At 74.7% G+C, this 25583-nt stretch carries 25 protein-coding genes; 6 read left to right on the top strand and 19 right to left on the bottom strand.

Annotation, left to right across the window (positions count from 1 at the left end; genetic code table 11):
• Positions 1 to 333: 333 nt before the first annotated feature.
• The 8 genes from FB00_RS12625 to FB00_RS12660 form a co-directional block, all read right to left on the bottom strand.
• On the bottom strand, positions 334 to 1197 hold the full coding sequence (locus FB00_RS12625; protein WP_082141268.1) for a DUF1684 domain-containing protein: 864 nt from the start codon (positions 1195 to 1197) through the stop codon (positions 334 to 336).
• 56 nt (positions 1198 to 1253) lie between these two features.
• Positions 1254 to 2582, bottom strand: a complete 1329-nt coding sequence (locus tag FB00_RS12630) for an acyl-CoA thioester hydrolase/BAAT C-terminal domain-containing protein (RefSeq protein WP_047233272.1) — start codon at positions 2580 to 2582, stop codon at positions 1254 to 1256.
• Positions 2579 to 3535: an Ldh family oxidoreductase gene (locus tag FB00_RS12635; protein WP_082141269.1), complete on the bottom strand. Its 957-nt coding sequence runs from the start codon at positions 3533 to 3535 to the stop codon at positions 2579 to 2581. The genes FB00_RS12630 and FB00_RS12635 overlap by 4 nt, the downstream gene beginning before the upstream one ends.
• Positions 3536 to 3592: 57 nt before the next feature.
• Positions 3593 to 4252, bottom strand: a complete 660-nt coding sequence (locus FB00_RS12640; RefSeq protein ID WP_052877640.1) for a GntR family transcriptional regulator — start codon at positions 4250 to 4252, stop codon at positions 3593 to 3595.
• A 55-nt stretch (positions 4253 to 4307) separates the two neighbouring features.
• Complete coding sequence (locus FB00_RS12645; protein WP_231581834.1) at positions 4308 to 5204, bottom strand: ABC transporter permease; 897 nt, start codon at positions 5202 to 5204, stop codon at positions 4308 to 4310.
• Positions 5201 to 6016, bottom strand: a complete 816-nt coding sequence (locus FB00_RS12650; RefSeq protein ID WP_047233273.1) for an ABC transporter ATP-binding protein — start codon at positions 6014 to 6016, stop codon at positions 5201 to 5203. Before FB00_RS12650 ends, FB00_RS12645 begins: the two co-directional genes overlap by 4 nt.
• Positions 6013 to 7050, bottom strand: coding sequence for an ABC transporter substrate-binding protein (locus FB00_RS12655; protein WP_082141271.1), 1038 nt, complete (start codon positions 7048 to 7050; stop codon positions 6013 to 6015). The genes FB00_RS12650 and FB00_RS12655 overlap by 4 nt, the downstream gene beginning before the upstream one ends.
• Before the next feature lie 139 nt (positions 7051 to 7189).
• Complete coding sequence (locus FB00_RS12660; protein WP_047233274.1) at positions 7190 to 7744, bottom strand: SHOCT domain-containing protein; 555 nt, start codon at positions 7742 to 7744, stop codon at positions 7190 to 7192.
• Between the two features lie 186 nt (positions 7745 to 7930).
• Here FB00_RS12660 and FB00_RS12665 point away from each other — a divergent pair, with 186 nt between their 5' ends.
• The 3 genes from FB00_RS12665 (at position 7931) to FB00_RS12675 (ending at position 12552) form a co-directional block, all read left to right on the top strand.
• Positions 7931 to 8314 (top strand): SHOCT domain-containing protein, encoded by a 384-nt coding sequence (locus FB00_RS12665; RefSeq protein WP_047233275.1) that lies wholly within the window; start codon positions 7931 to 7933, stop codon positions 8312 to 8314.
• A gap of 10 nt (positions 8315 to 8324) precedes the next feature.
• Positions 8325 to 9827 (top strand): hypothetical protein, encoded by a 1503-nt coding sequence (locus FB00_RS12670; protein WP_082141272.1) that lies wholly within the window; start codon positions 8325 to 8327, stop codon positions 9825 to 9827.
• A 61-nt stretch (positions 9828 to 9888) separates the two neighbouring features.
• Complete coding sequence (locus FB00_RS12675) at positions 9889 to 12552, top strand: LuxR C-terminal-related transcriptional regulator (protein ID WP_047233276.1); 2664 nt, start codon at positions 9889 to 9891, stop codon at positions 12550 to 12552.
• Between the two features lie 11 nt (positions 12553 to 12563).
• On the opposite strand, the gene FB00_RS12680 is transcribed toward FB00_RS12675, so the two are convergent.
• The 7 genes from FB00_RS12680 to FB00_RS12710 form a co-directional block, all read right to left on the bottom strand.
• Positions 12564 to 15305 (bottom strand): cation-translocating P-type ATPase, encoded by a 2742-nt coding sequence (locus FB00_RS12680; RefSeq protein WP_047233277.1) that lies wholly within the window; start codon positions 15303 to 15305, stop codon positions 12564 to 12566.
• Positions 15306 to 15411: 106 nt separating this feature from the next.
• A complete protein-coding gene (locus FB00_RS12685) occupies positions 15412 to 16083 on the bottom strand; it encodes a response regulator (RefSeq protein ID WP_047233278.1) in 672 nt (223 codons plus the stop codon).
• Positions 16080 to 17528, bottom strand: coding sequence for a histidine kinase (locus tag FB00_RS12690; protein ID WP_052877641.1), 1449 nt, complete (start codon positions 17526 to 17528; stop codon positions 16080 to 16082). The genes FB00_RS12685 and FB00_RS12690 overlap by 4 nt, the downstream gene beginning before the upstream one ends.
• Before the next feature lie 31 nt (positions 17529 to 17559).
• Positions 17560 to 18378 carry a membrane protein gene (locus FB00_RS12695; protein WP_047233317.1) on the bottom strand — a complete coding sequence of 273 codons (819 nt, stop codon included), beginning with the start codon at positions 18376 to 18378 and terminating at the stop codon, positions 17560 to 17562.
• 7 nt (positions 18379 to 18385) lie between these two features.
• Entirely contained in the window at positions 18386 to 19255 is an 870-nt protein-coding gene (locus FB00_RS12700; protein ID WP_047233279.1) for an ABC transporter permease, read from the bottom strand.
• Positions 19252 to 20031: an ABC transporter ATP-binding protein gene (locus FB00_RS12705; protein ID WP_047233280.1), complete on the bottom strand. Its 780-nt coding sequence runs from the start codon at positions 20029 to 20031 to the stop codon at positions 19252 to 19254. Before FB00_RS12705 ends, FB00_RS12700 begins: the two co-directional genes overlap by 4 nt.
• Before the next feature lie 177 nt (positions 20032 to 20208).
• On the bottom strand, positions 20209 to 20721 hold the full coding sequence (locus FB00_RS12710; protein ID WP_047233281.1) for a hypothetical protein: 513 nt from the start codon (positions 20719 to 20721) through the stop codon (positions 20209 to 20211).
• A 217-nt stretch (positions 20722 to 20938) separates the two neighbouring features.
• On the opposite strand from FB00_RS12710, the gene FB00_RS12715 reads away from it, so the two are divergent.
• Complete coding sequence (locus FB00_RS12715) at positions 20939 to 21673, top strand: hemerythrin domain-containing protein (protein WP_047233282.1); 735 nt, start codon at positions 20939 to 20941, stop codon at positions 21671 to 21673.
• Between the two features lie 24 nt (positions 21674 to 21697).
• Positions 21698 to 22156: an SRPBCC family protein gene (locus FB00_RS21160; RefSeq protein WP_052877644.1), complete on the top strand. Its 459-nt coding sequence runs from the start codon at positions 21698 to 21700 to the stop codon at positions 22154 to 22156.
• Between the two features lie 23 nt (positions 22157 to 22179).
• Here FB00_RS21160 and FB00_RS12725 read toward each other — a convergent pair whose 3' ends face one another.
• Positions 22180 to 22968 (bottom strand): MHYT domain-containing protein, encoded by a 789-nt coding sequence (locus tag FB00_RS12725; RefSeq protein WP_047233283.1) that lies wholly within the window; start codon positions 22966 to 22968, stop codon positions 22180 to 22182.
• A gap of 332 nt (positions 22969 to 23300) precedes the next feature.
• On the opposite strand from FB00_RS12725, the gene FB00_RS12730 reads away from it, so the two are divergent.
• Complete coding sequence (locus FB00_RS12730) at positions 23301 to 24314, top strand: lysylphosphatidylglycerol synthase transmembrane domain-containing protein (protein WP_047233284.1); 1014 nt, start codon at positions 23301 to 23303, stop codon at positions 24312 to 24314.
• Between the two features lie 71 nt (positions 24315 to 24385).
• Here FB00_RS12730 and FB00_RS12735 read toward each other — a convergent pair whose 3' ends face one another.
• Genes FB00_RS12735 through FB00_RS12745 form a run of 3 tightly spaced genes read right to left on the bottom strand, consistent with a single transcriptional unit; the run spans position 24386 to position 25567 of the window.
• Positions 24386 to 24916 carry a GyrI-like domain-containing protein gene (locus FB00_RS12735; RefSeq protein ID WP_156186395.1) on the bottom strand — a complete coding sequence of 177 codons (531 nt, stop codon included), beginning with the start codon at positions 24914 to 24916 and terminating at the stop codon, positions 24386 to 24388.
• 40 nt (positions 24917 to 24956) lie between these two features.
• A complete protein-coding gene (locus FB00_RS12740) occupies positions 24957 to 25256 on the bottom strand; it encodes a hypothetical protein (protein WP_047233320.1) in 300 nt (99 codons plus the stop codon).
• 29 nt (positions 25257 to 25285) lie between these two features.
• Positions 25286 to 25567 (bottom strand): DUF1876 domain-containing protein, encoded by a 282-nt coding sequence (locus FB00_RS12745; protein WP_047233285.1) that lies wholly within the window; start codon positions 25565 to 25567, stop codon positions 25286 to 25288.
• Positions 25568 to 25583: the final 16 nt, after the last annotated feature.

A 25583-nucleotide genomic window follows, 5' to 3' on the forward strand; every position in this document is an offset into this window, starting at 1 on the left:
GCACGACATGGGTGAGCGCTGTCATGTCTCCGACCCGCCGGCCGTCCGTCGCCGGGTCGGGTTCCTGCACTCCGCCGGTTCCCCTCGGCCGCGTCGTTGCGCCGGGGTCCGCACGGGCCGCGCGCACGGTCGGTGGCGGCCCTCGGCCGCCGCGTCCTGGCTCTCCCGTCCGGCTCGAGCTGCACGTCCGTGTGCGCGACCCTCGCAGCGTAGGGAAGGCGCTTTCCGAGTGTCAAGGGATGTGTCGACCGCGTGTCGCGGCACCGGTGCACGACGACGGCGGGCGACCCGGTCCGCCGGGTCGCCCGCCGTGGCTGCGCGCCGTGCAGCCGGTCAGGAGGCCTGCGCGAACGTCTGGATCCGGTCGATCCGCAGCGGCGGCTTCTTCTCGCCGGCGGTCACGGGCACCGGGAGGCGGTTCTGCGGCGGCGCCAGCGGGCACGTGACGAAGTTGGTGAACGCGCACGGGAACGAGAACGCTCGGTTGAAGTCGACCACCGTGTCGCCGTCGGTCTCGATGTCCGGGACCCGCACGAGCCTCCCGTTCCCGTAGGTCTCGGTGCCGCTCGTCGTGTCCGTGAAGTGGGCGTTGCCGCGCTCGATGCCGGTGTCGTCGTCGGGGCGGCCCGCGACGGCGAGCCTGTGCTCGACACCGTCGAGGGTGAAGGAGACCTCGCCGATCACGCGCTGCTCCTCGAAGACGCCGCGCTCCACCGTCGGGTAGTCCGAGGCCTGCTCGGCCGTCCGCGTGAACCGCGCGGGCAGGACCCAGCGCTCGTCGAGCGGGAACGTGTCGATGTCGTCGAGGCGCTTGCCAGCCGCCTCGCGCGGGTCGCGGACGCGCACGCCGAAGATCTGGCGGCCGGTCGCGTCGGTGCGGCGGATCGTCTCGACGCGCAGGTCGCCGTAGAACGCGGGCACGAGGGAGTACTTGTGGCCGGTCGACACGGGCGTCGGCACCGTCACGGGTGCGCCGTCGAGCGTGACGGTCTCCCCGCTGCCGTCGGGCGTGTACACGACCTCGTCGTCCTGGACCGACCAGGTGCCGGGCACGCCCTCGACCTGCAGCGGCTCGGCGCCCGTCAGCCAGTCCTGGCTGACCATGGACATCCACCCGTACGGGCTCGTCAGCTCGTCGATCCGGGCGCGGTGCCACCGCTCCCACTCCTGGCGGTACTCGGCGCTCACTGCGGACATGTCGGTCCTCTCGTCGATGGGTCGGGTCACGGGTCGGGTCACAGGTCGGGACAAGGTCAGGGCCGCAGGTCAGGCACGCGCGTCGCGCGCTCCACGAACGCGCACACCTGCGCGAACGAGTCGGCGTCGGCGAACGCGTTGCCTGCGGGGGTCCCGCCGGCCGACAGCTCGATGCCGGAGACGGGGTGGCGGGTCGGGCCCTGCGCGACGGGGAGGTGCGGCAGGGCGATCGAGTGGCCCGCGTCGGGGTAGTCGAGCAGCAGCGTCTCGTGCGCGTGGCCCGCGGCGCGCAGCGTCTCGACGACCTGGCGCGCGTACATGCTCGAGGGCCACAGGCCGTCGGCCATCCCGGAGACGCACGCGACGGGGCCCGCGATGCGCTCGACGGGGATGCGCGACGCGGCGGCGAATCCTCGGTCGCGCAGGCCGTCGACGTAGACGTCGCGGTACCGGTCCGGGGGCGGCCCGCCGGTCCACGGCTGCCACGTCACGCCGGGGTTGTCCTGCCACAGGTGCGGGAGCGGCTCGCCGCCGAGCGTCCACGTGGGGGAGTCCCACCCCTGCGCAGGGTCCGCGGCGCCCTGAGAGCCGTGCACGTGGGCCCCGGGCACGTAGGCGACGACGGCGCCCACCAGGCCGGGGTAGGTGGCGCCCAGCAGGAGCGCGAGCTCGCCGCCCCGTGACTGGCCGCTCACCACGACGACGCCGGCGCGCGGCGCGAGCTCGCGGTGCACGTGGCGCAGCGCGGTCTCGAAGTACTCCAGCGGCGTGCGGGTGATGTGGTCGGGCAGGCCGGGCACGCCGAAGTAGCCGAGCGCGAGCGCCTGCACGCCGCGCGACGCGTAGAGCGCGCCGCGCTGCTCGTTGATCCCCCCGCCGGAGCCGTTGAGCACGACGATCGTCGGGTGCGGACCGTCGCCTTGCGGCACGAAGAGCGTGCCGACGAGCCCGTCCTCGCGGACGTCGCGGCGTCGCACCCCGGGTCCGGTCCAGCGCTGCACGAGGTCGGCCGTCGCGCGCTGCGTGGCGTCGGACTCGTCCCACGCGTCGAGGCGCGTGCGCAGCGGGCGCTCGACGTCGGTCGTGGGCGGCCGGCCGGGCACCGTGTCTGGCGTCGTGCCGGGCGTCGCGTCGGGCCGCTGCGACGTGAGGAGCGCCATCCCGTCGACGCGCCCGTAGTCGCCGGACATCGGCGGGTCACGGTCGAGCCGGACGGTGCCGGCCCGGTCCGCGCGGTAGGTCGCGCGGGCGGACCACGCGGTCCCGGCGCGGTCCGTCGTCGCGCTGACCGTGACGAGCGCGCCCGGTGCGGCGCCGCTCACCTCGATGCGGCGGGGGACGTCGAGCAGGTCGTCGGCGGGGCTGACGGTGAGCCGGAGCGTCACGGCGTGCCTCCCGTCGCCGGGGCCAGTGCGTCCCAGACGTCGCGGTCGACGTCGAACACCTCCGCGTCCGGCCGGGCGCCCGGGACCCGGCCCCCGGCACGCGTCCAGTCGTCGCCGAGGCGGTCGGCCCGGTCGGCAAGGTCCTCGGCGCCGAACGCGCGGGGGTCGAGCGCGAGCACCCAGAGACCACGCCCCGCGGCGTCGCCGCGCGCGCCGGTGAGCAGCCCGGCGAGCGCCTCCACCGTGAGGCCGAGCAGGGACCCGAGCAGACCGGCCGGGAGCAGCGCACCGACGTCGCCCGCGTCCCGGGTGGGCTCGCCGTCGCGACCGAGCGCCACGCCGTCGGGCAGGGGAGCGCCCTCCCGGGCGCGGCGCCGCGCGTCGGCGAGCGTGACGGAGCTCGTCGCGGCGTCCACGACGAGCGCACGTCCCTGCCCGGCCCGCGGCACCGCCACGGCGAGCGGGTTCGTGCCGACCACGGGGGCGGTCCCGCCGTACGGGGCGACGGTCGCGGGGGACTGGGCGAGCGCGACCCCGACCAGCCCGTCCTCGGCGAGCGCGCGGACGTACGCGCCGACGCGCCCCGTCCCGCCCGCGCGGCGGACGGCGACCACGCCGACGCCGAGCCCGCGTGCGAGCTCCGCCGCCCGGCGGACCGCCGTGGCGAGCGCGACCGGCCCGGGGAGGTCGTACGCGTCCAGCGTCGCGGTCGCCCCGGTCACGACGGCGGACGGCGCCGCGGAGCCGGCCCGCCCCGTCGTCGTCCGCTCGCGCGCGTCCCGCAGCTCGCGGACGAGGAGCGCGAGGCCGAACTCCGGCCACCCCGACGCGTCCCCCGCGACGACGGCGCGGGCCGCGAGGTCGGCGTCGGCGGGGTCGTGGGCGGCGAGCGCCGCGCGGGCCCGGGCACGGGCGTCCGCGGCGTCGACGCGCACGGTGGGGGTGGCGGGCACGGCGGTCCTCTCGGGTGGTCGGGCAGGTCGGGTCGTGCGGGTGGTACAGGCAGGCGCTCAGTCGTCGCCGAAGAACGCCCCGGAGTCGATCGCGAGGCCCATGACGACGCTGCGGCCGCGGCGGATGTGCTCGAGCTCGAGCCGGGCGGCGCGCTCGCCGTCGCCCGCGCGGAGCGCCTCGATGAGGAGCCGGTGGTCGTCGAGCGGCGGCCCGGGCTCCAGGGGCTGGCGTCCGCAGAGCCGGAACGCCCGCTCCAGGTCCTCGAGCGCGAGCTCGGTGATCGCGTGCAGCCGGGGGTTGCGCGAGTACTTCGCGACCCGGCAGTGGAACAGGTGCGACGCCGACAGGATCGACTGCACGTCCTGCGCCTGCGGGTACGTGCCCTCGGCGATGGCCGCGAGCTCGTCGACCTCGACCGGGCTCGCGTGGGCGGCCGCGAGGCGCGTCGCCATCGGTCCCGTCGCCTCGCGCACGTCGAGCACGTCGACGAGCGTCTTGAGGGTCACCGGGGCGACGCGGCACAGGGCGCGCGGTCGCACGTCCACGAGGCCGTCGTGGTCGAGGCGGTGCAGCGCGTCGCGCACCGGGGTGCGCGACGTCCCGAACTCGGACGCCGTCTCGGTGACGTCGATCTCCTCGCCGGGGCGCAGCTCGGTGAAGATGATCCGGCGCCGCAGCTCGTGGTAGATCCGGTCCGCGGCCGGGACGACGCTCATGCGACGGCCCCGGGCGCGCGGGACGGGTCGTGGTGGGATCGGTTCATGCTGCCTCCTACTGACGGGACCAGGGCACGAGACGTCGTTCGAGCACCGCGACCAGGGTCGTGGAGAGGTAGCCCAGCACGGAGATGGTGACGATGCCCACGTACATCTTCGCGACGGCGAACGTCGTCCACGAGCTCCAGATGAGGTAGCCCAGGCCGTTGCGCGACCCGACGAACTCCGAGGCCGCGATGATGACGAACGCGCCGCCCACGGCGAGCTTGAGCCCGGTGAAGATGCTCGGCAGCGCGGCGGGCAGCGCGACCGTGCGCCAGCGCTGGAGCCGGCCCGCGCCGTTGGCGGTCGCCACGTCGAAGTAGATCTGCGGCGTCTGGAGCACGCCGCCCATCGCGTTGTAGAAGACGTAGAAGAACACGCCGATCGCGACGATCACGTACTTGCTCGCCTCGCCGAGGCCGAACACGAGGAGCAGCAGCGGGAAGATCGCGACCTTGGGCACGGGCAGCAGGCTCGCGAAGATCGGTCCGAGGAGCGTGCGCAGGGTCGTGACCGACCCGAGCGCGATCCCCAGCACCAGCCCGGGCACGGCGCCGAGCACGAACCCGATCGCGATGCGCGTGAGCGTGATGCCCGCGTGCTCGAAGAGCTCGCCGCTCCCGACGAGCTGCGCGAAGGTCTCGGCGATCGACGAGGGCGGCGGGAAGAACCGCGCGTCGAGCACGTTCGTCCGGCTCGCGAGCTCCCACACGGCGAGGAGCAGGAGCGGCGTGAACGGCCCGACGATCCGCACGACGCGGCCCGTCCGCTTGCGGCGCAGCTTCTCGGTCAGCTCGCGCGTGATCTCGGCCGTGCGGTCGTCGGCGTCGTGGGGCGTGTCCGGGGCGCCGCCCGGCGCGGCGTGGCCGCCCGGGCGGACGGGGGCGCGCTCGTCCGTGGGGATCATCATGCGACCGCCTCCTGGGCGTCGGCGGATCGCTCGTCCGCTCCCGCCGCGTCGTGCGCCGCGGCGTCCTGTGCCTCGGCGTCCCGCAGCAGCCGCCACAGCTCGTACGTGATCTCGCCGTGGCGCGGGTCGCGGCGCAGCTCGAGGATGTCGCGCGGGCGGTCGAAGGGGACCCGCACGTCGGCGAGGATGCGCCCGGGCCGGGCGGACATGACGACGACGCGGTCCGCGAGCACGAGCGCCTCGTCGACGCTGTGCGTGATGAAGAGCACCGACCGCGAGGTCTGCGACCAGATCTTCAGCAGCTCCTGCTGCAGCACGACGCGCGTCTGCTCATCGAGCGCGCCGAACGGCTCGTCCATGAGAAGGGTCGCGCCGTCGTCGGCCAGCGCCCGCGCGACCGACGTGCGCTGCCGCATGCCGCCCGAGAGCTGGTGCGGGTAGAAGCCCCGGAACTCCGTGAGGCCCACCATGTCCAGGAGGGGAGCGACGCGCTCGCGCCGGGCCGAGCGCCGCACGCCGCGCAGGCGCAGCGGGTACTCGACGTTCTGCTCGACCGTGAGCCACGGCAGCACGCCGTGGTCCTGGAAGACGACCGACGGTCGCGCCGCCATGGTCACGGTCCCGCGGTCGGCCTCCTCCAGGCCCGCGAGGATGCGCAGGAGGGTGCTCTTGCCGCACCCGGAGGGTCCGAGCACGCAGACGAACTCGTTGTCCTCGATGGTGAGCGACACGTCCTGGAGCGCGACGAGCACGTCGTCGCGGCGACGGTCGTGGAACCCCTTCCAGAGGCCCTCGACGGAGACGGCCGTCACGAGCCGAGCTCCGCGGCCCGCTCACGCGCCTGCTCGAGGAGGTCGGCGCGGAAGATGCTCTCGACGTCCGCCTCGCCCTCGTACTCGAGCGTGCCGCGGTCGCGGAAGAACTGCTCCTGGGCGTGCACGTCCTCCCAGTCGATCTCGCCCGTCGGGTCCTGCTCCGTGAGCGCGAGCGACGTGAGCGTCTCGACGGGCAGCTCGGTGTACCGCGCGATGATCTCCTGGTTCGCCGGGTCGTCCCAGCCGCCCGCCTCGAGCTCCGCGGCGGCGCGCAGGTACGCGGCCGTGAACGCGACGACCGCGTCGGGGTGCTCGTCGACGTACTCGGTGCTGAACACCAGTGCGCCGAGCTCGGTGCCCGCGTGGTAGTCGATCGGGAGGATCTCGGAGGCGATGCCCTCGCTCTCCAGCGACGACGAGATGGGCTCGATCGACCAGGCGGCGTCGACGGAGCCGCCCACGAGCGCGGGACCCGTCTCGGGCGGGCCGACGTTGACGAGCTCGACGTCGTCGAGCGTGAGCCCGCCGGCCTCCAGCGCCTTGGCCACCGAGTAGATGCCGAAGCCGCCGTCGCCGGGGATGCCGACGCGGCTGCCGGCGACCTGCTCGATCGACGTGATGCCGGAGTCGGCCGCGACGACGAACGGTGCCGGGTTCGGCCCGCTCTCCGGCACGCGCGAGACGCTCGCGATCACCGAGAGCGACGCGCCGGCCTCGGTGGCGTTGAACAGGCCCGCGCCCCACGTGGCGCCGCCGGCCGTGACGTTGTTCGTGCTGACGAGCTGGTAGGTCTCGCCGGACGTCCCGCCCTTGGCGAGGAGCTCGACGTCGACGCCCGCCTCCTCGAAGTACCCCTTGTCCTCCGCGAGGAAGAACGGCGCGTAGTCCGCGTAGGGGGAGTAGAGGAACGAGATCTTCGGCGCGGCGTCGTCCCCGCCGCCGGACGGGTCGCTCCCGCCCGCACAGCCCGCCAGGATCCCTGCCGCCGCGACGAGCGAGATGGTGATCGACGAGCGGCGTGAGATGGCCATGAGTCCTCCTGGGTCTGACACACGAGCGAGCGCGTCGTGATGTGCTTGGCACTATGCGCTAGTGCATCAGTTGGCCCTAGCGCGACCCCGGATGTCTCGAATGTTGGGACGATGTAACGGCGGGCGGTCACCTGGCCCGTCACGTCCCCAGGATGTGCGCCTTCTGCTCCGTGAGCTCGGCGTCCGTGAGGACGCCCTGGTCGCGCAGCGCGGCGAGCTGGCGCAGCTGCGCGATCCGCACGTCCATCGCGTCGGCCGCGCGCCGCCCCGGCGTGGCGGGCGGCTCCGGGGGAGCGGCGGGCGGCGGGTCGTCGCCGGAGGCGGGTTCGCGCAGGCCGGAGGCCACGGCGAGCAGGTCGGCCAGGTCGGTGTCCCGGAGCCGGTAGGACGTGAGCGACCCCGGGAGGGCGCGGCCGACGTCGCGCAGCATCTCCTGCACCAGCGCGCCCACGGGCCCGCGGACGACGACCTCGACGTCGGCCCGCTGCCCCGGCGTCGCGGTGCGCAGCTCGAGCAGGTCGAGGCCGAGCGCGGCGAGGCGCTGGAGCAGCCCGTACAGCGCTGCCTGGTCGCGCACCGTCGCCTCGAGCAGCGTGCACTCCGCCGTCCGGTGCACGCCCAGCTCGGCCAGGTCGGCCGCGGGGAGCGACAGAGGTCCCTGCACTGTCACCTCGACCATCGTCGTGCCGTCCATGCGCCTCTCCTGGCTCGCCCACGTCGGACCAGGATGCGGGCGCGCGGGGAGGCGCGGATCACCCGGCGCGGGTGCCCCGGGGCCGGCGCGCCGGCGACTACCCCCGGCGGGTGAGCACGCGGACGGGCGGACGACCCACAGTGGGACCGTCACGGGACGTCCGTGACCCGACAGGAGGGGTGCTCGATGGACGGCTTCTGGGACTGGTTCTGGCTCATGGTGTGGTGGTTCTTCTTCATCGCGTACCTCGTCGTGCTGTTCCAGATCGTCGCCGACCTGTTCCGCGACAAGGCGCTCAGCGGCTGGTGGAAGGCGCTGTGGATCATCGCGCTGATCTTCGTGCCCTACCTCTCGGCGCTGATCTACGTGATCGCCCGCGGGGGCGGCATGGCCGAGCGCCACGCCGAGGAGGACCGCGCGCGGCGCCAGGTCATGGACGACTACGTCCGGGCGACCGCGAGCACCGGCCGCTCACCGGCGAGCGAGATCGCGGACGCGAAGGCGCTGTACGACGCCGGGACGATCGACGCCGACGAGTTCGCGCGCCTCAAGGCCCGGGCGCTCGCCTGAGGACCCCGTGATGGCGGACGAGGGCGAGCGCACGACCGGCACCGGGACCGGCGCCGGCGAGGCGGCGGGAACGGGACCGGGCATCGGAACGGGCACCGGCGAGACGACGGGCGGCGAGACCGGCGACGTCGCGGCACGGCTCGCCGCGCTCGAGCGGGAGAACGCCGAGCTGCGGCGACGGCTCGCGGAGCGGCCGACGGCGGTGGACGGCGGGGCCGGGACGGGAACCGGGGCGAGCGGGGAGCCGCCGTCCGCCGTCCGCCGTCCGCGGCGCCGCCTGCGGGCCGTGGCGTGCGCGGTGCTCATCACGCTGGGGGCGCTCCTGGCCCCGCTGGGCGCGGTCTCGGCGTGGGCGCAGCGGGAGCTGACGGACACCGACCGCTACGTCGCGACGGTCGGTCCGCTCGCCGCGGACCCGGTCGTGCAGTCCGCCGTCGCGGGACGGCTCACGGAGGAGGTCATGTCCCGCATCGACGTCGGGGCGCTCGTCGACGACCTCGTCGGAGGGCTGGAGGAGCGGGACGTCCCGCCGCGCGCCACCCAGGCGCTCGCTGCGCTCGAGGCACCCCTCCAGAGCGGCGTCGAGTCCCTGGTGCACGAGACCGCGACCCGGCTCGTCGAGAGCGACGCCTTCGAGGGCGCCTGGCTCCAGGCGAACCGCGTGGCGCACCAGCAGCTCGTCGCCGTCATGCGCGGCGAGGACGGCGACATCCTCCAGGTCGACGACGGCCGCCTCAGCATCCAGCTCTCCGGTCTGATCGACCTGCTCAAGGAGCGGCTCGTCGACCGCGGGCTGGACGTCGCCGCCCGCATCCCGTCCGTCGACGCGACGTTCACCATCGCGCAGTCCGCGGAGCTCGTCATGCTCCAGAACCGGTACGCGCAGATCGTGACGCTCACGACGTGGCTGCCGTGGGTCGTGCTCGGCCTGCTCGCTGCCGGGGTCCTCGTCGCGAACCGTCGGTCGCGTGCGCTCGTCGTCGCCGGGCTCGCGCTGACGGGGGCGATGGTCGGGCTCGGCGTCGGGCTCGCGGTCGCGCGCGGCCTCTACCTCGGTGCGCTCTCCGGGCAGGTCCTGCGGCTCGACGCGGCCGAGGTCGTGTTCGACCAGGCCGTGGGGTACCTGCGCCTCACGCTGCGCACCGTGGGGGTCCTCGGTCTCGTCGTCGCGCTCGCCGCGTACCTCGGCGGGCCGAGCGCGTCCGCGCGCAGCCTGCGCGCCGGGCTGGGGCGGGCGGGCGCCGCGGTGCGCGGGTGGGGCGAGGGGCGCGGGGTCTCCGCGGGCCCGGTCGGCGACTGGCTCGGACGGCACAAGGCCTTCGTGCGGGTCGTCGTCATCGGCGTCGCCGCTCTCGTCCTCCTCCTGGCCGGTTCCCTGACACCGGGCCTCGTGGTGGGCGTCGCGCTCGGCGCGGGGATCGTGCTCGTCATCGTCGAGATCCTCGCCCGACCGGCCGTCGTCGCCGACCCCACGGCCGCCGTGGCCCCGCCGTCCGGCGCGGGGCCGGCCTGACGCGCGCGGCGTCTCGACGTTCCGTCGTGCGGTCTTCGGACCCCGGGCCTAGCCTGCAGTCATGGCCTCGGTCAAGCCACGTGCCGAGCGGACGGCGGTCGCGCGCGGCGCCGACGCCTCCGAGATACTGTGCGCCCGGACGTCGGTCCCGGAGCTCCCCGCGACGACGGTCGCGCGCCCCTCGGTCGAGACCCTCGTCGCCTCTGCGGTGACGCGGCGTCTGACGCTCGTGTCGGCCGGCCCGGGCTGGGGCAAGACGACTGCCGTGGCCCGGTGGGCGCGCTCTGCCACCGGCCCGCGGGTGGCCTGGTTGACGCTGGAGCCGTTCGACGACAAGCCGGCGGCGTTCTGGGCGGACGTCCTGTCCGCGCTGCGCGCCGCGGGCGCGGTGCCCCCGGGGCACCCGCTCGAGACGCTCGTCGTCCCGCCGCGGCTCTCGCCCGCGCTCCTGCGCCGGGTCCTCGCGGCCGTCGAGCAGCTGCCCGAGCCCGTCGTCCTCGTGCTCGACGACTTCCACCACGCCGCGCGGCCCGACGTCGCGGCGACGGTCGACGACCTTCTGCGGTACCCGCTTCCCCTGCACCTCGTCCTCCTCACGCGCGTCGACCCGCTGGTCCGGCTCCAGCGGCTGCGAGCGCAGGGCGAGGTCGCCGAGGTCGGTGCCGCGGACCTCGCGTTCGACGCCCCGGCCGTCACGACGCTCGCCGCGGTCCACGGGAAGCCGCTCTCGGCGTCCGGAGCGGGGCGCGTCCTCGACGAGACGGGCGGCTGGGCGGTGGGCGTCCGCCTCCGGGTCGAGGCCGACGACGCCGCGAGCCGGGCACGCGCCGACCGCTCGGCGGCGGAGTTCCTCCTGGCGGAGGTCCTCGACGGCCAGGAACCGGCGACCCGCAGCTTCCTCCTGCGCACCAGCGTGACCTCGGCCGTGTGCCCGGACCTCGCGTCCGCGCTCGATCCCGGGGCACCGGCGGAGCGGCTGCTCCCCGGTCTCGCCGCGGCCGACGGGTTCGTCATGACGGCGGGCCAGGGCCGCACCTGGTACCGGTACCACCCGCTCCTGCGCGAGATGCTCCTGAGCCAGTTCCGGCTCGAGGACCCGTCCCGGCTGCGCGACGCGCACCGCGCGGCGGCGCGCTGGTTCGCACGGGACGGCGAGGCGCTACGGGCCCTCGAGCATGCGGCGGCGGCGGAGGACTGGCCGCTCGTGGGCGAGGTCTTCGTCGAGGGCGCGGCGGTGCAGCTCGCAGGACCACACCGCGAGACCGTCGCGGACACGCTGCGGCGCGTGCCGTACGCGACGATCGGGGTCGACGCCCGCCTCCACCTGTGCGCGGGCGCGCTCGCGTACGTCGACGAGCGGTTCGACGCCGCCCGGCACCACGTCGAGACGGCCCGCGACCTCCTCGACCCCGTCGAGGAGCCCGCGGCTGCCGTGCTCCTGGGGCTGCTCGACGCCTCCGTCGCGCGCTCGACCGGCGACGTCCGGGGGATCGCGACGGCGGCCGGTGCAGCCCTCGCCGCAGCAGACGCGGCACCGTACCCGTTCCCCGCCCTCGACACCTACCGCGGACTCGCGCAGGCTCACCGTGCCGCGGGCCTCGCGTGGTGCTCGGTGGGCCCGGACCCGGTGACGTCGTCGTTCCCGCTCGCGCCGCCCCCGGGGCGCGAGGGGCGCGCGCCCCAGCTCTTCGTCCTCGGTGCGCGCGCGGCGGCGGCCCTCCACGCCGTCGCGGAGGGCCGGCTCGACGAAGGGGAGCGGCTCGCTCTGGCGGTCGTGACCGAGGCGGAGCCGCGCGGCTGGGACGGGTACGCCCACGTGCGACCGGCCCACGCGGCACGCGCCTGGGTGCAATACCTGCGGGCCTCCGAAGAGGCCCTCGACCGGGAGCTCGCCCACGCCCTGGCGGCCGACGCCGGAGGCCGCGAGCCGGCGTCCGTGGCGGCCGTCCGCCTCCTCCAGGCACTGGTGGCGGCGGACCGTGGGCACGCCGGTGCGGCACGCCACGCGCTGGTCGCGGCCGACCGTGCGCTCGGACCCGTCGCGGCGCCGCCTGTGCTCGCCGACCTGTGGGTCCGGGCGACCGCCGCGGTCCGCCTGCTCGACGACGGCACGCAGCCCGCCCTCCCGGTGCGCGTGCGTCGGGAAGGCCTGGGCGCAGCGGCCGTCGTCGCGGTGTGCGGCGCACGCGAGCTGCTCACCACGGGGCGCACCGGGGCTGCCCTGCGCGCCGTCGCGGGGCTGGCGGACGTGGAGGAGGGGGACGTGAGCACCCTCGTGCGCGTCGAGGCGGCCCTCGTCGAGGCGTCGGCGCTGGCCCGGGCGGGCACCCGCCGCGTGGAGGTCCCGCTGGCCCGCGCACTGGACCTCGCCGCCACGGAGCGTCTCGTCCGTCCTTTCCTGACGGTCGTGGTGCGCGAGCTGCGTCCGGCCCTCGCGCGCGCCGTCGCCGGGCGCGACGACGCGCTCGCCGTGCTGCTGCGCGCCCACCTCGACCCGGCGGACCGGGCGCCCGAGCCGACGCCGCTCGTCGAGCCCCTCACCGAGCGGGAGCTGGCGATCCTCGCGGTGCTGCCGTCGATGGCGAGCAACGTCGAGATCGCCGAGGACTTCTTCGTGTCGGTGAACACCGTGAAGGCGCACCTCAAGTCCGTCTACCGCAAGCTCGGCGTGAGCTCGCGCCGCGACGCCGTGCGTCGGGGCCGCGAGCTCGGCGTCGTGCCCTGAGCCGACACGGGTCAGTCCCGGGACGTCGCAGGGGCCTCGGCGGGCGTCCGGTGCTTGTCCACCTGGCGCAGCACGAGCTTGCCGAGCTCCGCGAGGACGAGGAACCCGAGCGCGACGAGCGCGCACACGCCCCACTGGCCGCCGTCGAGGTCGACCGTGCCGAAGATCCGCTGCAGGCCGTCGAGGGTCGTGACGAGGAACGTCAGACCCAGCGACGCGAGCAGCAGCACGACGAACCGGCCGTTGGCGAGGGTCTCGAACGACAGGATGCTGGCCCGCGGGTCGCGCCACTCGAGCGCGGCGACGACGTGCAGGAGCGACATCGCGGTCAGACCCATCGTCGTCGCGACGGCCAGGTCGGCGTCGGCCTCGCCCCACGCCACGGCGACGAGCGAGCCGACGGCGATGAGCACGCCGCCCACGGCGAGCCGGACCCCGAGCCCGCGCCCGATGACCGGCTCGGTCGGCGGCCGGGGACGACGGCGCATGAGGCCGGGCGTCGCGGCGTCGAAGCCGAGACCGATCGCGAGCAGCACGTCGATCGCGAAGTTCACCCAGAGGATCTGCAGCGGCGTGAGCGGCGTGCCGCCCGCGACGGTGAAGATCCCGGCGCCCACGAACGTGAGGATGAAGCCCACGAGCACGACCATCTGGAAGCGGATGTACTTCATGAGGTTGTCGTAGAGCCCGCGACCTCCCTCGACGGCGGCCACGATGGTCGCGAAGTTGTCGTCGGTGAGGATCATCTCCGCGGCGTCCTTGGTCACCTCGGTGCCGGTGATGCCCATCGCGACGCCGATGTCCGCGCGCGTGAGCGCCGGGGCGTCGTTGACGCCGTCGCCGGTCATGGCCACGACGTCGCCCTTGCGCTTGAGCACGTCGACGAGGCGCACCTTGTCCTCGGGCGCGACGCGCGCGACGACGCCGATCTCCCCGACCTCCGCCTCCAGCTGGGCGTCGGACATCGCGGCGAACTCGGCACCGGTCAGCGCACGGCCCTCGATGCCGAGCTGCGCGGCGATCGCGGCCGCGGTGGTCACATGGTCGCCCGTGATCATCCGGACGCGGATGCCGGCGTCGCGGCACTCCGCGATGGCGTCGCGCGCCTCCCGCCGCGGCGGGTCGACGATGCCGACGAGCGCGACCAGCTCGAGGTCGCGCACCGCGTCGAGGAGCTCTCCGGACAGCTCGTCCCGACCGACGGTCCGTCGCGCGACCGCGAGCACGCGCATGCCCTCGCCCGCGAGCGCGTCGTTCTCGGCCACGACGCGCGCCCGGGCGTCGTCGTCGAGCGGCGCCGTCCCGCCGTCGGCGGTGAGGTAGCGGCTCGACCGGGCGAGCAGCACGTCCGGTGCGCCCTTGACGAAGCACGTGAGCGCGCCGTCGATGTCGTGGAACGTCGCCATGAACTTGTACGCGGCGTCGAACGGCACCTCCGCGACACGAGGGTGCTCGGCGCGCGTCTCCTCGACGTCGAGGCCTGCCTTCGCTGCCAGGACGACGACGGCGCCCTCGGTGGGGTCGCCGATGCACTCGCCGTCGCGCACGACGGCGTCGCTCGCGAGCGCCAGGGGCAGCGCGACGGGCTCGAGCGGGACGTCCGTCGAGCCGGCGGCCGCGAGGATGCGCCCGGTCGTCGAGTAGCCCTCGCCGTCGACGGAGAACCGGCGTCCGGCGAGCACCAGCCGGCGCGCCGTCATCTGGTTGAGCGTGAGGGTCCCGGTCTTGTCCGAGCAGATGGCGGACGTCGAGCCGAGCGTCTCGACCGACTTGAGGCGCTTGACGATCGCGCCCTCCTCGGCGAGCCGGCGCGTGCCGAGCGACAGCAGCATGGTCACCACGGCGGGAAGGCCCGTCGGGATCGCGGCGATCGCGAGGCTGATGCCGACCACGAACAGGCTGTCGAAGTCCTCGCCGCGCACCAGGCCCAGGACCACCACGACGACGAGGGCGACGGCCGCCATGACCGTGATGATCACGGTGATGCGGTCGAGCTGGCGCGTGAGCGGGGTCTTGTCCTGCTCGACGCCGCTGAGCATCCCGGAGATGCGGCCCACCTCGGTCGTCATGCCCGTCGCCGTGACGACCATCTCGCCGCGCCCGCGCGTCACCTGCGAGTTCATGTACGCCATGTCGGTGCGGTCCCCGAGCGGAGCGTCGTCCGCGACGACCGTCTCGACGCCCTTGGCGACCGGGGTGCTCTCGCCCGTGAGGCCGGCCTCCTCGATCTCCAGCGACGCCGCGACGAGAAGCCGCCCGTCGGCCGGGATCTTGCTCCCCGCCTCGAAGCCGACGACGTCGCCCGGCACGAGCTCCTCTGCGGGCACCTGCTCCTGCCGGCCGTCGCGTCGCACCGTGGCCGTCATGACGAGCATCTGCTGCAGCGCCGCGACGCTCTGGGCGGCCTTGCCCTCCTGGTGCAGGCCCATGAGCGCGTTGAGCACGGTGAGCCCGAGGACGACGACGCCCGTCGTGACGTCGCCGAGCGCGATGATGCTGACCACCGCCGCCCCGACGAGGACGAGCTGCATGAGGTCCCGGTACTGGCGCAGGAACGCCTGCCACGGCTTCTCCTTGCGCTCCTCCGCGAGCGCGTTGGGCCCGTACCGGGCGCGCCGCTCGGCGACCTGCGCCGACGTCAGCCCGACCGCCGGGTCGACGTCGAGCGCCGCGCACACGGCCTCCGTCGAGGCGGTGTGCCACGGGCCCGTGGCGGGAGGGACCTGCTGTCGGGGGATCTGCGCAGCCGTCATCGTGGGCTCCTCTCCGGCGCTCGTCACCACGGTCGCAGCGGACCCGGGGCAGAGCCTCACCCGTCGGGGGTGAACGCGGCGCACCGGCCACGGGCGGGAACCTCGGTCAGGACAGCGACCCGACCAGCCCGCTCTCGTAGGCGACGATCACGGCCTGGACCCGGTCCCGCACACCGAGCTTGGCGAGGAGGTTGCCCACGTGCGTCTTGACGGTCGTCGACGACAGCACGAGGCGCTCGGCGATCTCGGCGTTGGACAGGCCCTCGGCCACGCACCGCAGCACGTCGAGCTCGCGGGGCGTGAGCGACCGCAGGCGTGGGTCGAGGCCGTCGTCCGTCGGCTGCTCCCCGGCGGGCAGGTGCGGGGCGAAGAGGTCGAGCATGCGGCGCAGCACCCGGGGCGCGACCACGGAGCTCCCCGCCGCGACGGTGCGGATCGCCTCGACGAGGTCGTGCGGGCGGGCGTTCTTCAGCAGGAATCCGCTCGCGCCGGAGCGCAGCGCCGCGAACGCGTACTCGTCGACGTCGAACGTGGTCAGCACGAGCACGCGCGTCCGGGGGTGCTCCGCGACGACGCGCCGGGTCGCCTCGATGCCGTCCATGCCGGGCATGCGGACGTCCATGACGACGACGTCGGGCGCGAGCGCCGCGACCTGGTCGAGCGCGACCCGGCCGTCGGACGCCTCGCCGACCACCTCGAGGTCGGGCTCCGACTCGATCACGAGCCGGAACCCCATGCGCAGGAGCGCCTGGTCGTCCACGAGCAGCACGGTCGTCACGGGGCCCCTCCGTCGTCCTCGTCCTCCGGCAGACCCTCCCGCAGGTCCCGTCGCAGCTCCTCCGGCCGGTCCCACGGGAGCACGACGCGCACGACCCACCCGCCCTCGGGGCGGGGGCCGGCCGCGACGCTGCCGCCGAGCAGGGCCGCGCGCTCGCGCATCCCGAGGATGCCGCGGCCGGTCCCGCCACCCGCGCCGGGGCGGGTGCCGCCGGCGTCGCGGACCTCGACCTCGACGACGTCCGCGCCGCGCCGGACCTCGACCTCGGCCGTCGACGTCCCGGGCGCGTGCCGCAGGACGTTCGTCAGCGACTCCTGCACGACCCGCACGACCGCGAGCCGGAGCGAGGTGTCGTCCGGGAGCGGGACGTCGAGGCCGGTCGCCGTCACGGGCACGCCCGCGGCGCGGAAGCGCGCGACGACGGCCGCGAGGTCCGTCCCGGTCGGCTCGGGCCGCCCGTCCGGCGTCCCGGGCTCCTCGTCGTCGGGGTCGAGCGCGCCGAGGACGCGCTGCATGTCGGTCAGCGCCTCGCGCCCGGTCCGGGAGAGCTCCCGCAAGGCCTCGCGCGAGCGGTCGGGGGCGCGGTCGAGCGCGGCGCCCGCGCCGTCGGACAGGGCGACCATCACCGAGACGCTGTGCGCGACGACGTCGTGCATCTCCCGGGCGATGCGGGCGCGCTCGCCCGCGCGAGCGAGCGCCGCGCTCTGGTCCCGGTCCCGGGCCATGGCCCGGTAGCGCTCCGCCAGGTCCTCGGCATGGAGCCGCCGGGCGCGCGCGCCGGAGCCCGTGGCCATGCCGAGGAGCAGGAGCGCGAGCAGGAGCGAGACGGACGCGGACCGGCGGCCGGGGGAGAAGGGCGGCTCGGCGAGGTCCCGCACGGGGTCGCCGTCCGGCGACACGACCGGGTCGCTCCAGAGCAGGATCTCGGCGAGGCCGATGTCCTGCCACCACCACAGCGCCACCGTGACGACGGCGAGCACCGCCGCGCACGTCAGCCACGCCGTGCGCGGCGGGCGGGAGGCCGCGACGGCGTGCACCGCGCACGCGAGGCACACCCCGAGCACCCCCAGCACGCCCGCGGTCGCGAGGGACGCGACGGCCAGCGCCGTGAGCGCGACCGTGACGGCGAGCGGTCGCGTGCGGCGGGCGAGGAGGAGCGTCGCCCCGAGGACCGCGCCGGCGAGCCAGGCCGTGACGACCACCTGGGCGACGGGCTCGTCGGGCCGGAAGAGGCCGAGCCCGGTGGACCCCTCGACGGTCGCGAGCCCGAGGACCGCGGTGACGAGCCCGAGCGAGACGAGGCCGGCGACGAGCGCCGCGTCCGCGGCCCGCGGGTGCTCCTCGACCAGGCGGCCGAGCGGCCCGCGCCGCCGGAGGTCGGGCGTGGCGAGGGCGACGGCGTCGGTCGCCGTGCGCACGGCAGCGGCGGGGGACGGCGGGGGCATGGCCCCACTCTCCCATCCGTCCTCGGCCGGGTCAGGTGACGTCATGGTGGCGCAGGCGGATCCCCGCCGCGACGAGCAGGAGCCCGGCCCACGCGGCGAGCACGAGACCGCCCGCCCACGGACCGACGTGCGGGCCCAGCGTCGTCGCGTCGAGCGCGGCGAGCCGCTCGTCGCCCTGGAGGAGCCGCGTCCCGGCGCCCGGGAGGAGGGCGCGCGCCGTGTCCGCGACCCGGCCGGGGTTCGTGGCGAGGAGGTGGTCGAGCACCACGACCAGGACCACCCCGGCGACGAGAGCGGCGTCGGGCCGGCGCAGCAGGGCCCCCAGCCCCAGCCCGACGAGCGCCACCCCGGTCTGGTAGAGCACGAACCCCCCGAGGAGGCGCGCCGTCTCGGGGTCCGCGACGTCCAGCACGAGCCCGGTCGCCGCGCGCTGGCCGGCGGTCGCCGCGAGCGCCGCGCCCAGCGCGAGCGCGGCCGTGAGGGCCGCGGCCGCCGTCGTGACGAGCACCTGGGCCACGAGCACCGGGATCCGCCGGGGGACCGCGACGAAGGTGACACGCGCCGTACCGGTGCGGAACTCGCCCGAGCCGGTCGTCGCGCCCAGCACGAGGAACCCGAGCTGGGCGAGCACGTACCCGGCGACGGCCACGGGCGCACCGGACGTGCCGGCGTCGGGCCGGGCGAACAGGCCGAGCGCCCAGGCGCTCGCGGCCGACGCCGCGACCGTCGCCAGGGCGAGCCAACCCGTCGCGCGCAGGCTCGTGAGCTTGTCGAGCTCGGCCGCGAGGACCCGGCGGAGGGTCACCTGCGAGCGGTCCGCGGGCCGGACGGCGGGGGTCTGCGTCGTCACGGCCACGTCACACCACGTCCCGCGTGCGGAGGCGGACGCCGGCCAGAGCCAGGGGGACGGCGACCCACGTCGCCAGGACGAGCCCACCGCCCAGCGCGCCGAGGTCGGGCGCCCCCTCGACGGCGCCCTCGGTCGTCAGCAGGGACCCCGCGCCGGCGGGGAGGAACGTCACGGCGGTGCTGACGGCCGCCTGGGCCGGCGGCACGACCGCGGACGTGGCGAGCGGGTCGCCCGCCAGGTCGGCCGCGAGCACGAGCGCGACGGGCAGGACGAGGACGACGAGGACCGCGACCGTCAGGGCGGGCACCGGCCGCCGGAGGAGCGCGCCGAGCGCGAGGCCGAGCAGGGCCATCGCGACGAGCAGGAGCACCATCCCACCGAGCACCTGAGGCGTGCCGTCGCTCGCGAGGTCGAGGGCGATCCCGCGGGCCCGCGCCGAGGGGACGAGGGCGAGGACGGCGGCGCCGACCGCGAGCACGGCCGTGAGCAGCGCGAACGCGGCGGTGACGACCGTCTGCGCGGCGAGCACCGGCCAGCGCCGCGGGACGGCGACGAACGTCGTGCGGAACGCGCCGGTGCTGTGCTCGCCCGTGCCGACGAGGACGCCCAGGACGAGCGGGGGCACCTGGGCGAGCAGCACGCCCGACGTGAGGGAGCCCAGCGGGTCGAACCCCGGGTCCACGGAGGACGCCTGGGCCGAGAGGTGGGTCAGCGCGGCCGAGACCGCGACCGTGAGCGCGGCGGCCCACCAGGAGGACCGGAGGCTCGTGAGCTTGGTCCACTCGGAGCCGACGACGCGCGCGAGCGTCGGGCCCCGGGGCGTCGACCGCGCAGGGGCCGGGGGAGTGCGCACCGGGGCGGGGGTCGCGGCGGTCATCGGGCACCTCCTGCCGTCGCGCGGTCGGTCTCTTCGTCGGCGCGGTCCGACCCGACGGAGGCGCGGCCTCGGTACTGGACCGCTCCGGCGGTGAGCCGCAGGTACGCGTCCTCGAGCGAGCCCGCGTCCGCGGCGAGCTCCTGGACCGGTGCGTCGGCGAGGAGACGGCCTCGGCCGATGACGACGACCCGGTCCGCGCAGAGCGCGAGCTCGTGCATGAGGTGCGAGGAGAGGAGCACGGTCCGTCCCTCGGCCGCGAGCCCCCGGACGAGCCCCCGCACCCACAGGACGCCGTCGGGGTCGAGGCCGTTCACGGGCTCGTCGAGGATGAGCGTCGCGGGGTCGCCGAGCAGCGCCCCGGCGATGCCGAGGCGCTGCCCCATCCCCAGCGAGAAGGTGCCGGCACGCCGTCCGGCGACGCTCTCGAGACCGGTCATCCCGATGACCTCGTCGACGCGGCCCCGGCCGATCCCGTGGGTCCGCGCGAGGGCGCGCAGGTGCCGGAACGCCGTGCGTCCCGGGTGCACGGAGCGCGCGTCGAGCATGACCCCCACGGTGCGCAGAGGCGCAGGGAGGTCGGCGTACCGCCGTCCGTCGACCGTCGCGGTGCCGGACGTGGGGCGCTCGAGCCCGACCACGACACGCATCGTCGTCGACTTCCCGGCGCCGTTCGGGCCGAGAAAGCCCGTCACGGTGCCCGGCCGCGCCGTGAACGTCAGCCCGTCCACGGCCGTCACCGACCCGTAGCGCTTGGTGAGCGCCTGCACCTGGATCATGCGTCCTCCCGTCGTCGCGAGGCGCCCGGTCCTCGGGCGCCACCGTCGTCGACGCTACGGACGGGTCAGGGCGCGCGGCTCCCGCCGACGGCCGAGATCGGCGGGCGCGCATCCTCCTCCTCGAGGAGGAGGCGGTCGTGCCGGGGGCGGAGCCAGGCACGGTCCGGGCCCCGGGAGTCACGCCGCGTCGGGCCAGGACGTGGCCGCTGCGCGCTCCGCCACCAGGACACCGGCCCGCCACCCCGGGGCGCGACCTCCCGCGGGCGGCTCCTGGTCGGCGGGGAGTCCGGCCCGTACCAGCAGCCAGGCGACGAGCGAGTTAGAGTTCCACATGTCGTGGGCGCCCGGCAGCCTGCGACCCCAGGTGAACGTCGGGAATGCGGGGACCGCGTGCAGGAGCCGCGCGGCCGCGGCGGCGTCGCGGGTCACGACGACGGCCGGTCCGGTGGCGACCACCCCGCGCACGCCCGAGGCGTGACCCCACGCGGGAGTCATCTCGACGGTGCAGGGAACGCCGTCCAGGTGCACCTCGAGCGCGGCGTGGAACAGCGGACCCGGGCGGCGGCGCTCGACGAGGGCGCACGCGCGCTCCCACCACGCGCTCGTGCGCCGCACCACGTGACCGCCGGCACCGACCGGCAGCCAGAGCAGCTCGACCCGGTCGTCGGTGCCACGGGCGCTCGTCGTCACCCGACGACGCTATAGGCTGGGCGCATGCTTCCGGCGTGAGAACGCCGGCGGGATCCGATGAGACAGCGGATCGAGAAGCCCCGTCGCTCCACACGGCGGGGCTTCTCGCTGCCCGGGTGAACGTGCCGGGCGAGCATCGTGGCCCGTTCCTGGGCGGGAGTAGCGTTCGCAGTACGCCACGACGACACCGAGGTCGACCGATCGGGCGGAGGACGAGATGACCAGCAGGCTCCCTCCCCCCGGGCCGCTGCCCCCAGGGCAGAACCCCGGGTGCGACACGTCCGGCATGCTCCTCGTCCACCGGATCTTCCGCTGGCTGTACCGGGAGCTCCCCGAGCTCGTGCGTGAGGTCCGACCCGGGGACACGGCGCGCTCCGCGGTCGTGGGCCGCTACGCCCACCTGGACTTCTTCGCGCTGCACATGCACCACGAGACCGAGGACCTGGTGCTGTGGGACCGGTTGGAGGTGCGCGCTCCCGCCTGCGCCCTCCATGTCGGGCGGATGCGCGCGCAGCACGCCGAGGTCGCGGTGCACCTCGCCCGGATCGAGCCTCAGCTGGAGCCCTGGGTGGCCACCGCCGACCCGCGGCTCCGCGACGCCCTCGCCGCCGACGTCGAGGGGCTGCGGGACGTCCTCTCGGCGCACCTCGGGCAGGAGGAGGGCGACATCCTTCCCGTGGCGGCGGACGTGATGTCGCAGCAGGAGTGGGACTTCATGGAGGAGCACACACGGGCCACGCTGCTGGCGCACCGCAAGGAGCTCGGCAAGGACGTCATGGCGCTCCAGCTCGGCCTGCTGGTCGCGAGCGTCCCCGAGGCCGACCGCGAGGACTGGTTCCGCGCGAACGTGCCGGCTCCGGTCCGGGTGCTGTACCTGCTCCTGCTCAAGCGGCGGTACGACGCGGCGATGCGCGAGCTCTACCCGGACCGCCCCGTGCCGGCGATGGTCTGACGCCCGGACGGAAAGGACCGAGCCGTGTGGCGACGCGTGACGCTCGACGTCCACCTCGACCACCCGCCGTCGCGCGTCTTCCCGTACCTCGCCGACCCCGGTCGGTGGCCCGAGTTCGCACCCGCGGTCGACTCCCGTCGCCCGTTGGACGGCGTCCCGCCCCGGGTGGGCGACCGGTGGGCCGCGGTGGACCGCATCGGGCCGTTCCGGGTGCGGTTCACCGACGTGCTCGAGGTCGTCGAGCCGGACCGGCGGGTCGTCTGGCACTCCACGGCACCCTGGAACTCCCGCGTCGAGTACGTCACGTCGCCCGACGGCGCCGGCACGCGCGTCCTGGCCGACTACCACGGCGACGTCGCCGACTGGCTCCGCGTCCTCGCGCTGCTCCCGACGCCCGTCCTGGCAGGGATCCTCCGACGCGACTTCACCGGGCTCCGCCGTGTGCTCGAGGCGGAGGACCGCGTGCGTGCACGTCGTCCGTGACGAGTTTCTCCCGCCCTCGTGCGCTACCTGCCGAGCGAGACGGTCTCCTGCGACAGGCGGTCCCGGAAGGCGGAGTGCCGCAGGCGCTCGGACTCGGTCCGGGAACCGACCACGACGAACACGAGGAGCACGACGGAGCCGCCGCCACCGACCAGGAGGGCGCCGAGGAGGTCCAGCATCGGGACACCGTCGTCGGGCGTGCCCGGCTGGCCTGTCACCGAGACACCCCACATCCCGGTGTAGTGCATCCCGGCGACGGCGACCCCCATGACGAGAGCCGAGACGGTCATCGAGAGCCCGCCTCTCGCGTGGACGCACAGCCACAGTGCCGCCGTCGCGGCCGCGACCGCGATGAGCACCGCCAGGGCGACGGAGAGCGCGCTGTAGTGCATGGTGCCGTGCATCCGCATCGCGGCCATGCCCATGTAGTGCATCCCGGCCACGCCGAGCCCGGCCACGGCGCCACCCGTTACCAGCAGAACGGGCCGGTAGCCGAACATCATCACGAGGTGGAGCCCGATCGAGACGACCACGACGGCGACGAGGGCGGAGGCGACGGTCAGCGGGACGTCGTAGTGGATCGGCATGCCCGTGACCGTGAACCCGAGCATCGCCACGAAGTGCATCACCCAGATGCCGGTCCCGCCGATGGCCGCGGCTCCGAGCCACAGCCACGCCGACCGCACGTGCCACGGCGCGTCGACCCGGGACCGGGACACCGCGGACAGGCCGCAGGCCGACCCGGAGACCGCCGCCGCGTAGGAGATGAGCGGCGTCACCGCTCCGTAGGTGAAGTGATGGACGTCGAGCATTGCATAACGCCTCAAAAGCATCAGAAGGGACACGGCACCCTAAAGCGATATCCGTGATGCCGCACGCCGCACGGGGCTTCGAGCAGCCAGGTCGGCGAGTCCCTGTGAGAGGACGGAAAGTGCTGAGATCTGCCGTCGACCGGCCCTGACGGGGGCTGTCCCACTCGACCCAGGGAACCAGAGGACTCTTCCTCGTTCGGTGGTGCTCGCGGATGCCTAGCGTGGAGGCCATGGCGCATCTCGCGCGGCGGTGCTCGGTTGCTCGACGTCACGTGCCTCGGCATCTCGATCGTGCGCGGCACGTGTGGCTTCGCCGTGGAGCTCGTCTGTTGGTGATCTTCCTCGTCGTGCGGTTCCTCCTGGTCCCGTCGGTGCCCGCTGCAGAACGGGCCCTGGAGGTGCTCTCCCACGTCGAGCCGACCCTCTTGGCGCTGGGTGTGCTCCTCGAGGCACTGAGTCTGGCCACCTATTCGGTGCTGACCTCGGTCGTTCTGCCCCGCGAGGGCAGACCCGCCTTCAGCTGGCTGTTCCGGACGGACCTGTCAGCCTTGAGCGTCGCGCACGTGACTCCGGCGGGGGCGGCGACGAGCAACGTCGTCCGTGTCGGTCTGCTGCACCGAGGGGGCGTGCGCGTGGAGGAGGCCGTCGCAGCCGTAGCCGTCCAGGGGTTCGGCTCGGCAGCCACTCTGCAGCTCATTCTCGGCGTGGCTGCTCTGACCGGCGTGCTGCTCGGCGTCGCGCCGGGTCTCTACGCGGGGGTTGCAGTGGCAGTCATCTGTGTCCTGATGGCCGAGCTCGCCGTCGTGCGGGCTGTGGAGCATCACCCGGACGGGCTTCCCGCTGCTGCAGAGCGCATCACCCGGTGGTCGTCCTCCCGGTGGCGTGCACGACTGCAGGGATGGGTGCGACCGACCATGGTCAGGGTGGTCGACCTGTTGTCCGAGCGGCGCCTGCTGGGCAGGTTCGCGGTCTGGGGATCGCTCAACTGGTGTCTGGACGCGGCTGCCTTGTGGGTCTTCCTGGCAGCTTTCGGCGTACGGCCGAATCCTGTCGCGCTCTGTGTCGCCTACGGTGTCGCCAACGTCATGGCCGGTGTTCCCATCGCCCCCGGCGGCCTCGGTGTGGTCGAAGCCGGTGTCATCTCCGTCCTGACCGGTCTCGGCGAGCCGTCGGGCCCGGTCGTTCTCGGCGTCGTGGCCTGGCGGCTGCTGCAGTTCTGGCTGCCGATCCCTGTCGGCGCTGCCTGCTATGCCAGCTTGGTCGTCTCATCTCGCGCTGGTCGACGTCCACGTATCGGCGGGGCCGAGGCGCCGCCCGTGACCCTCGGAGCTCACCGCCAGGGTTGACATGCAGATCACCCACCGTGCGCATCGGCTCGGAGTGGAACTGTGTCACGGGTGCCGAGTCGCGCGGTCGCTCAGCGGGTGTCGCGTTCGCAGGTCTCGTGCACCGGCGCGCTGACGGGCATGAAGACCCGGGTGCGCCACGTCCTCGGGTCCGGATCCGTGTCCGGTCCGATCTCGTAGAACTCCCAGAGCTGGTCCGATGGCTCCAGCCCGCGCGCCCGTGCCCATTCCTCCATGTGGGCGTACGTCAGAGGCAGGGTGCCGTGCGACCCCACGTGCACGGCCTCGACGGCACGGCCTCTCGGCAGACCGCCGGTCTCCAGCGAGCCGCCCACGGGGACCGCAACCGTGACTCGGCCCGGGGCCACCGCCTCCTTCACGGGGAATCCCACCTCGACGTCGAACCGCTCCTCCGAGCTGTCGCGGTAGCGGGCGTAGGGCGGCCCGGTGATCCGCACGTCCGCGTCCTCCAGGGCCCGGGAGAGGGCCGGGAACGCGCGGCCGCACACGTCGCTGAGGCGATCCCACGGGAGGAGCTGGCGCAGCCCGACCGTGTGTTCGACGTCGTCGGACCACTGTGTCAGTCTGATGTCGTCGGTCATGCTCGGCTCCGTCACAGGCTCTCCCGGGATAGTGCCGCTGTCAGGACCTGCGGCCGCCGATCGCGATCGCAGGTCCGGAGAACATCGCGATCCCCAGCACGAAGCCGAAGTCGTACCAGCCTCCGTTGTTGTCGACCTCGTAGATGCTCACCGTGTCGGTGAAGAGCGAGACGATGAACGTGACCGGCAGGATGATGCCTTGCCACAGGCCCCACCAGAAGCCGTAGCCACCGGGGTTCGCGACGACGTTGGGACCGGCTGCGCAGGCTCCGAGAAGGAGCGCCGCTGCGACAAGAAGGGCTACGGCGAGGCCGTGCCACCGTGTGGTGCGAGCGGTCATGATGGTCACCTCTTCGTTCCTGGCGGCAGTCAACCCATCAGCCGGACCGGTTGGTGCTCGATCGCCGCGATGTCGTTCGAGGTCGCTCGTAGCAGCCGGTCTGCGAGATCTCGCAGTGCGCGTGCCGTGGCGAGCTCTTCCCCGATCTCCCTGACCGGGGTGTCGCCGGGGCTGCGACGAGCTCGACCGTGCCCCGTCAGCGTGGTTCCGCTCGAGGTCTTCAGGACGGCGTGAGCCGTCGTGATCGCGCCTTCTGGCTCGATGTCGTCGGCGTCGAACAGCTCGACGGTGATGCTCCAGGTGTGACTCATGACCGTCTCTACCCCT

The organism is Cellulosimicrobium funkei (assembly GCF_001019615.1).
Taxonomy (GTDB): domain Bacteria; phylum Actinomycetota; class Actinomycetes; order Actinomycetales; family Cellulomonadaceae; genus Cellulosimicrobium; species Cellulosimicrobium cellulans_E.

Coding starts and splice junctions, on each gene's coding strand:
- FB00_RS12655 (WP_082141271.1), bottom strand. CDS start 7,050: ATGGCCATCTCACGCCGCTCGTCGATCACCATCTCGCTCGTCGCGGCG.
- FB00_RS12670 (WP_082141272.1), top strand. CDS start 8,325: ATGGCGGACGAGGGCGAGCGCACGACCGGCACCGGGACCGGCGCCGGC.
- FB00_RS12640 (WP_052877640.1), bottom strand. CDS start 4,252: ATGAGCGTCGTCCCGGCCGCGGACCGGATCTACCACGAGCTGCGGCGC.
- FB00_RS12725 (WP_047233283.1), bottom strand. CDS start 22,968: ATGCTCGACGTCCATCACTTCACCTACGGAGCGGTGACGCCGCTCATC.
- FB00_RS12700 (WP_047233279.1), bottom strand. CDS start 19,255: ATGACCGCCGCGACCCCCGCCCCGGTGCGCACTCCCCCGGCCCCTGCG.
- FB00_RS12690 (WP_052877641.1), bottom strand. CDS start 17,528: ATGCCCCCGCCGTCCCCCGCCGCTGCCGTGCGCACGGCGACCGACGCC.
- FB00_RS12645 (WP_231581834.1), bottom strand. CDS start 5,204: ATGATGATCCCCACGGACGAGCGCGCCCCCGTCCGCCCGGGCGGCCAC.
- FB00_RS12735 (WP_156186395.1), bottom strand. CDS start 24,916: ATGACCGACGACATCAGACTGACACAGTGGTCCGACGACGTCGAACAC.
- FB00_RS12680 (WP_047233277.1), bottom strand. CDS start 15,305: ATGACGGCTGCGCAGATCCCCCGACAGCAGGTCCCTCCCGCCACGGGC.
- FB00_RS12705 (WP_047233280.1), bottom strand. CDS start 20,031: ATGATCCAGGTGCAGGCGCTCACCAAGCGCTACGGGTCGGTGACGGCC.
- FB00_RS12675 (WP_047233276.1), top strand. CDS start 9,889: ATGGCCTCGGTCAAGCCACGTGCCGAGCGGACGGCGGTCGCGCGCGGC.
- FB00_RS12715 (WP_047233282.1), top strand. CDS start 20,939: ATGACCAGCAGGCTCCCTCCCCCCGGGCCGCTGCCCCCAGGGCAGAAC.
- FB00_RS12740 (WP_047233320.1), bottom strand. CDS start 25,256: ATGACCGCTCGCACCACACGGTGGCACGGCCTCGCCGTAGCCCTTCTT.
- FB00_RS12745 (WP_047233285.1), bottom strand. CDS start 25,567: ATGAGTCACACCTGGAGCATCACCGTCGAGCTGTTCGACGCCGACGAC.
- FB00_RS12625 (WP_082141268.1), bottom strand. CDS start 1,197: ATGTCCGCAGTGAGCGCCGAGTACCGCCAGGAGTGGGAGCGGTGGCAC.
- FB00_RS12660 (WP_047233274.1), bottom strand. CDS start 7,744: ATGGACGGCACGACGATGGTCGAGGTGACAGTGCAGGGACCTCTGTCG.
- FB00_RS12665 (WP_047233275.1), top strand. CDS start 7,931: ATGGACGGCTTCTGGGACTGGTTCTGGCTCATGGTGTGGTGGTTCTTC.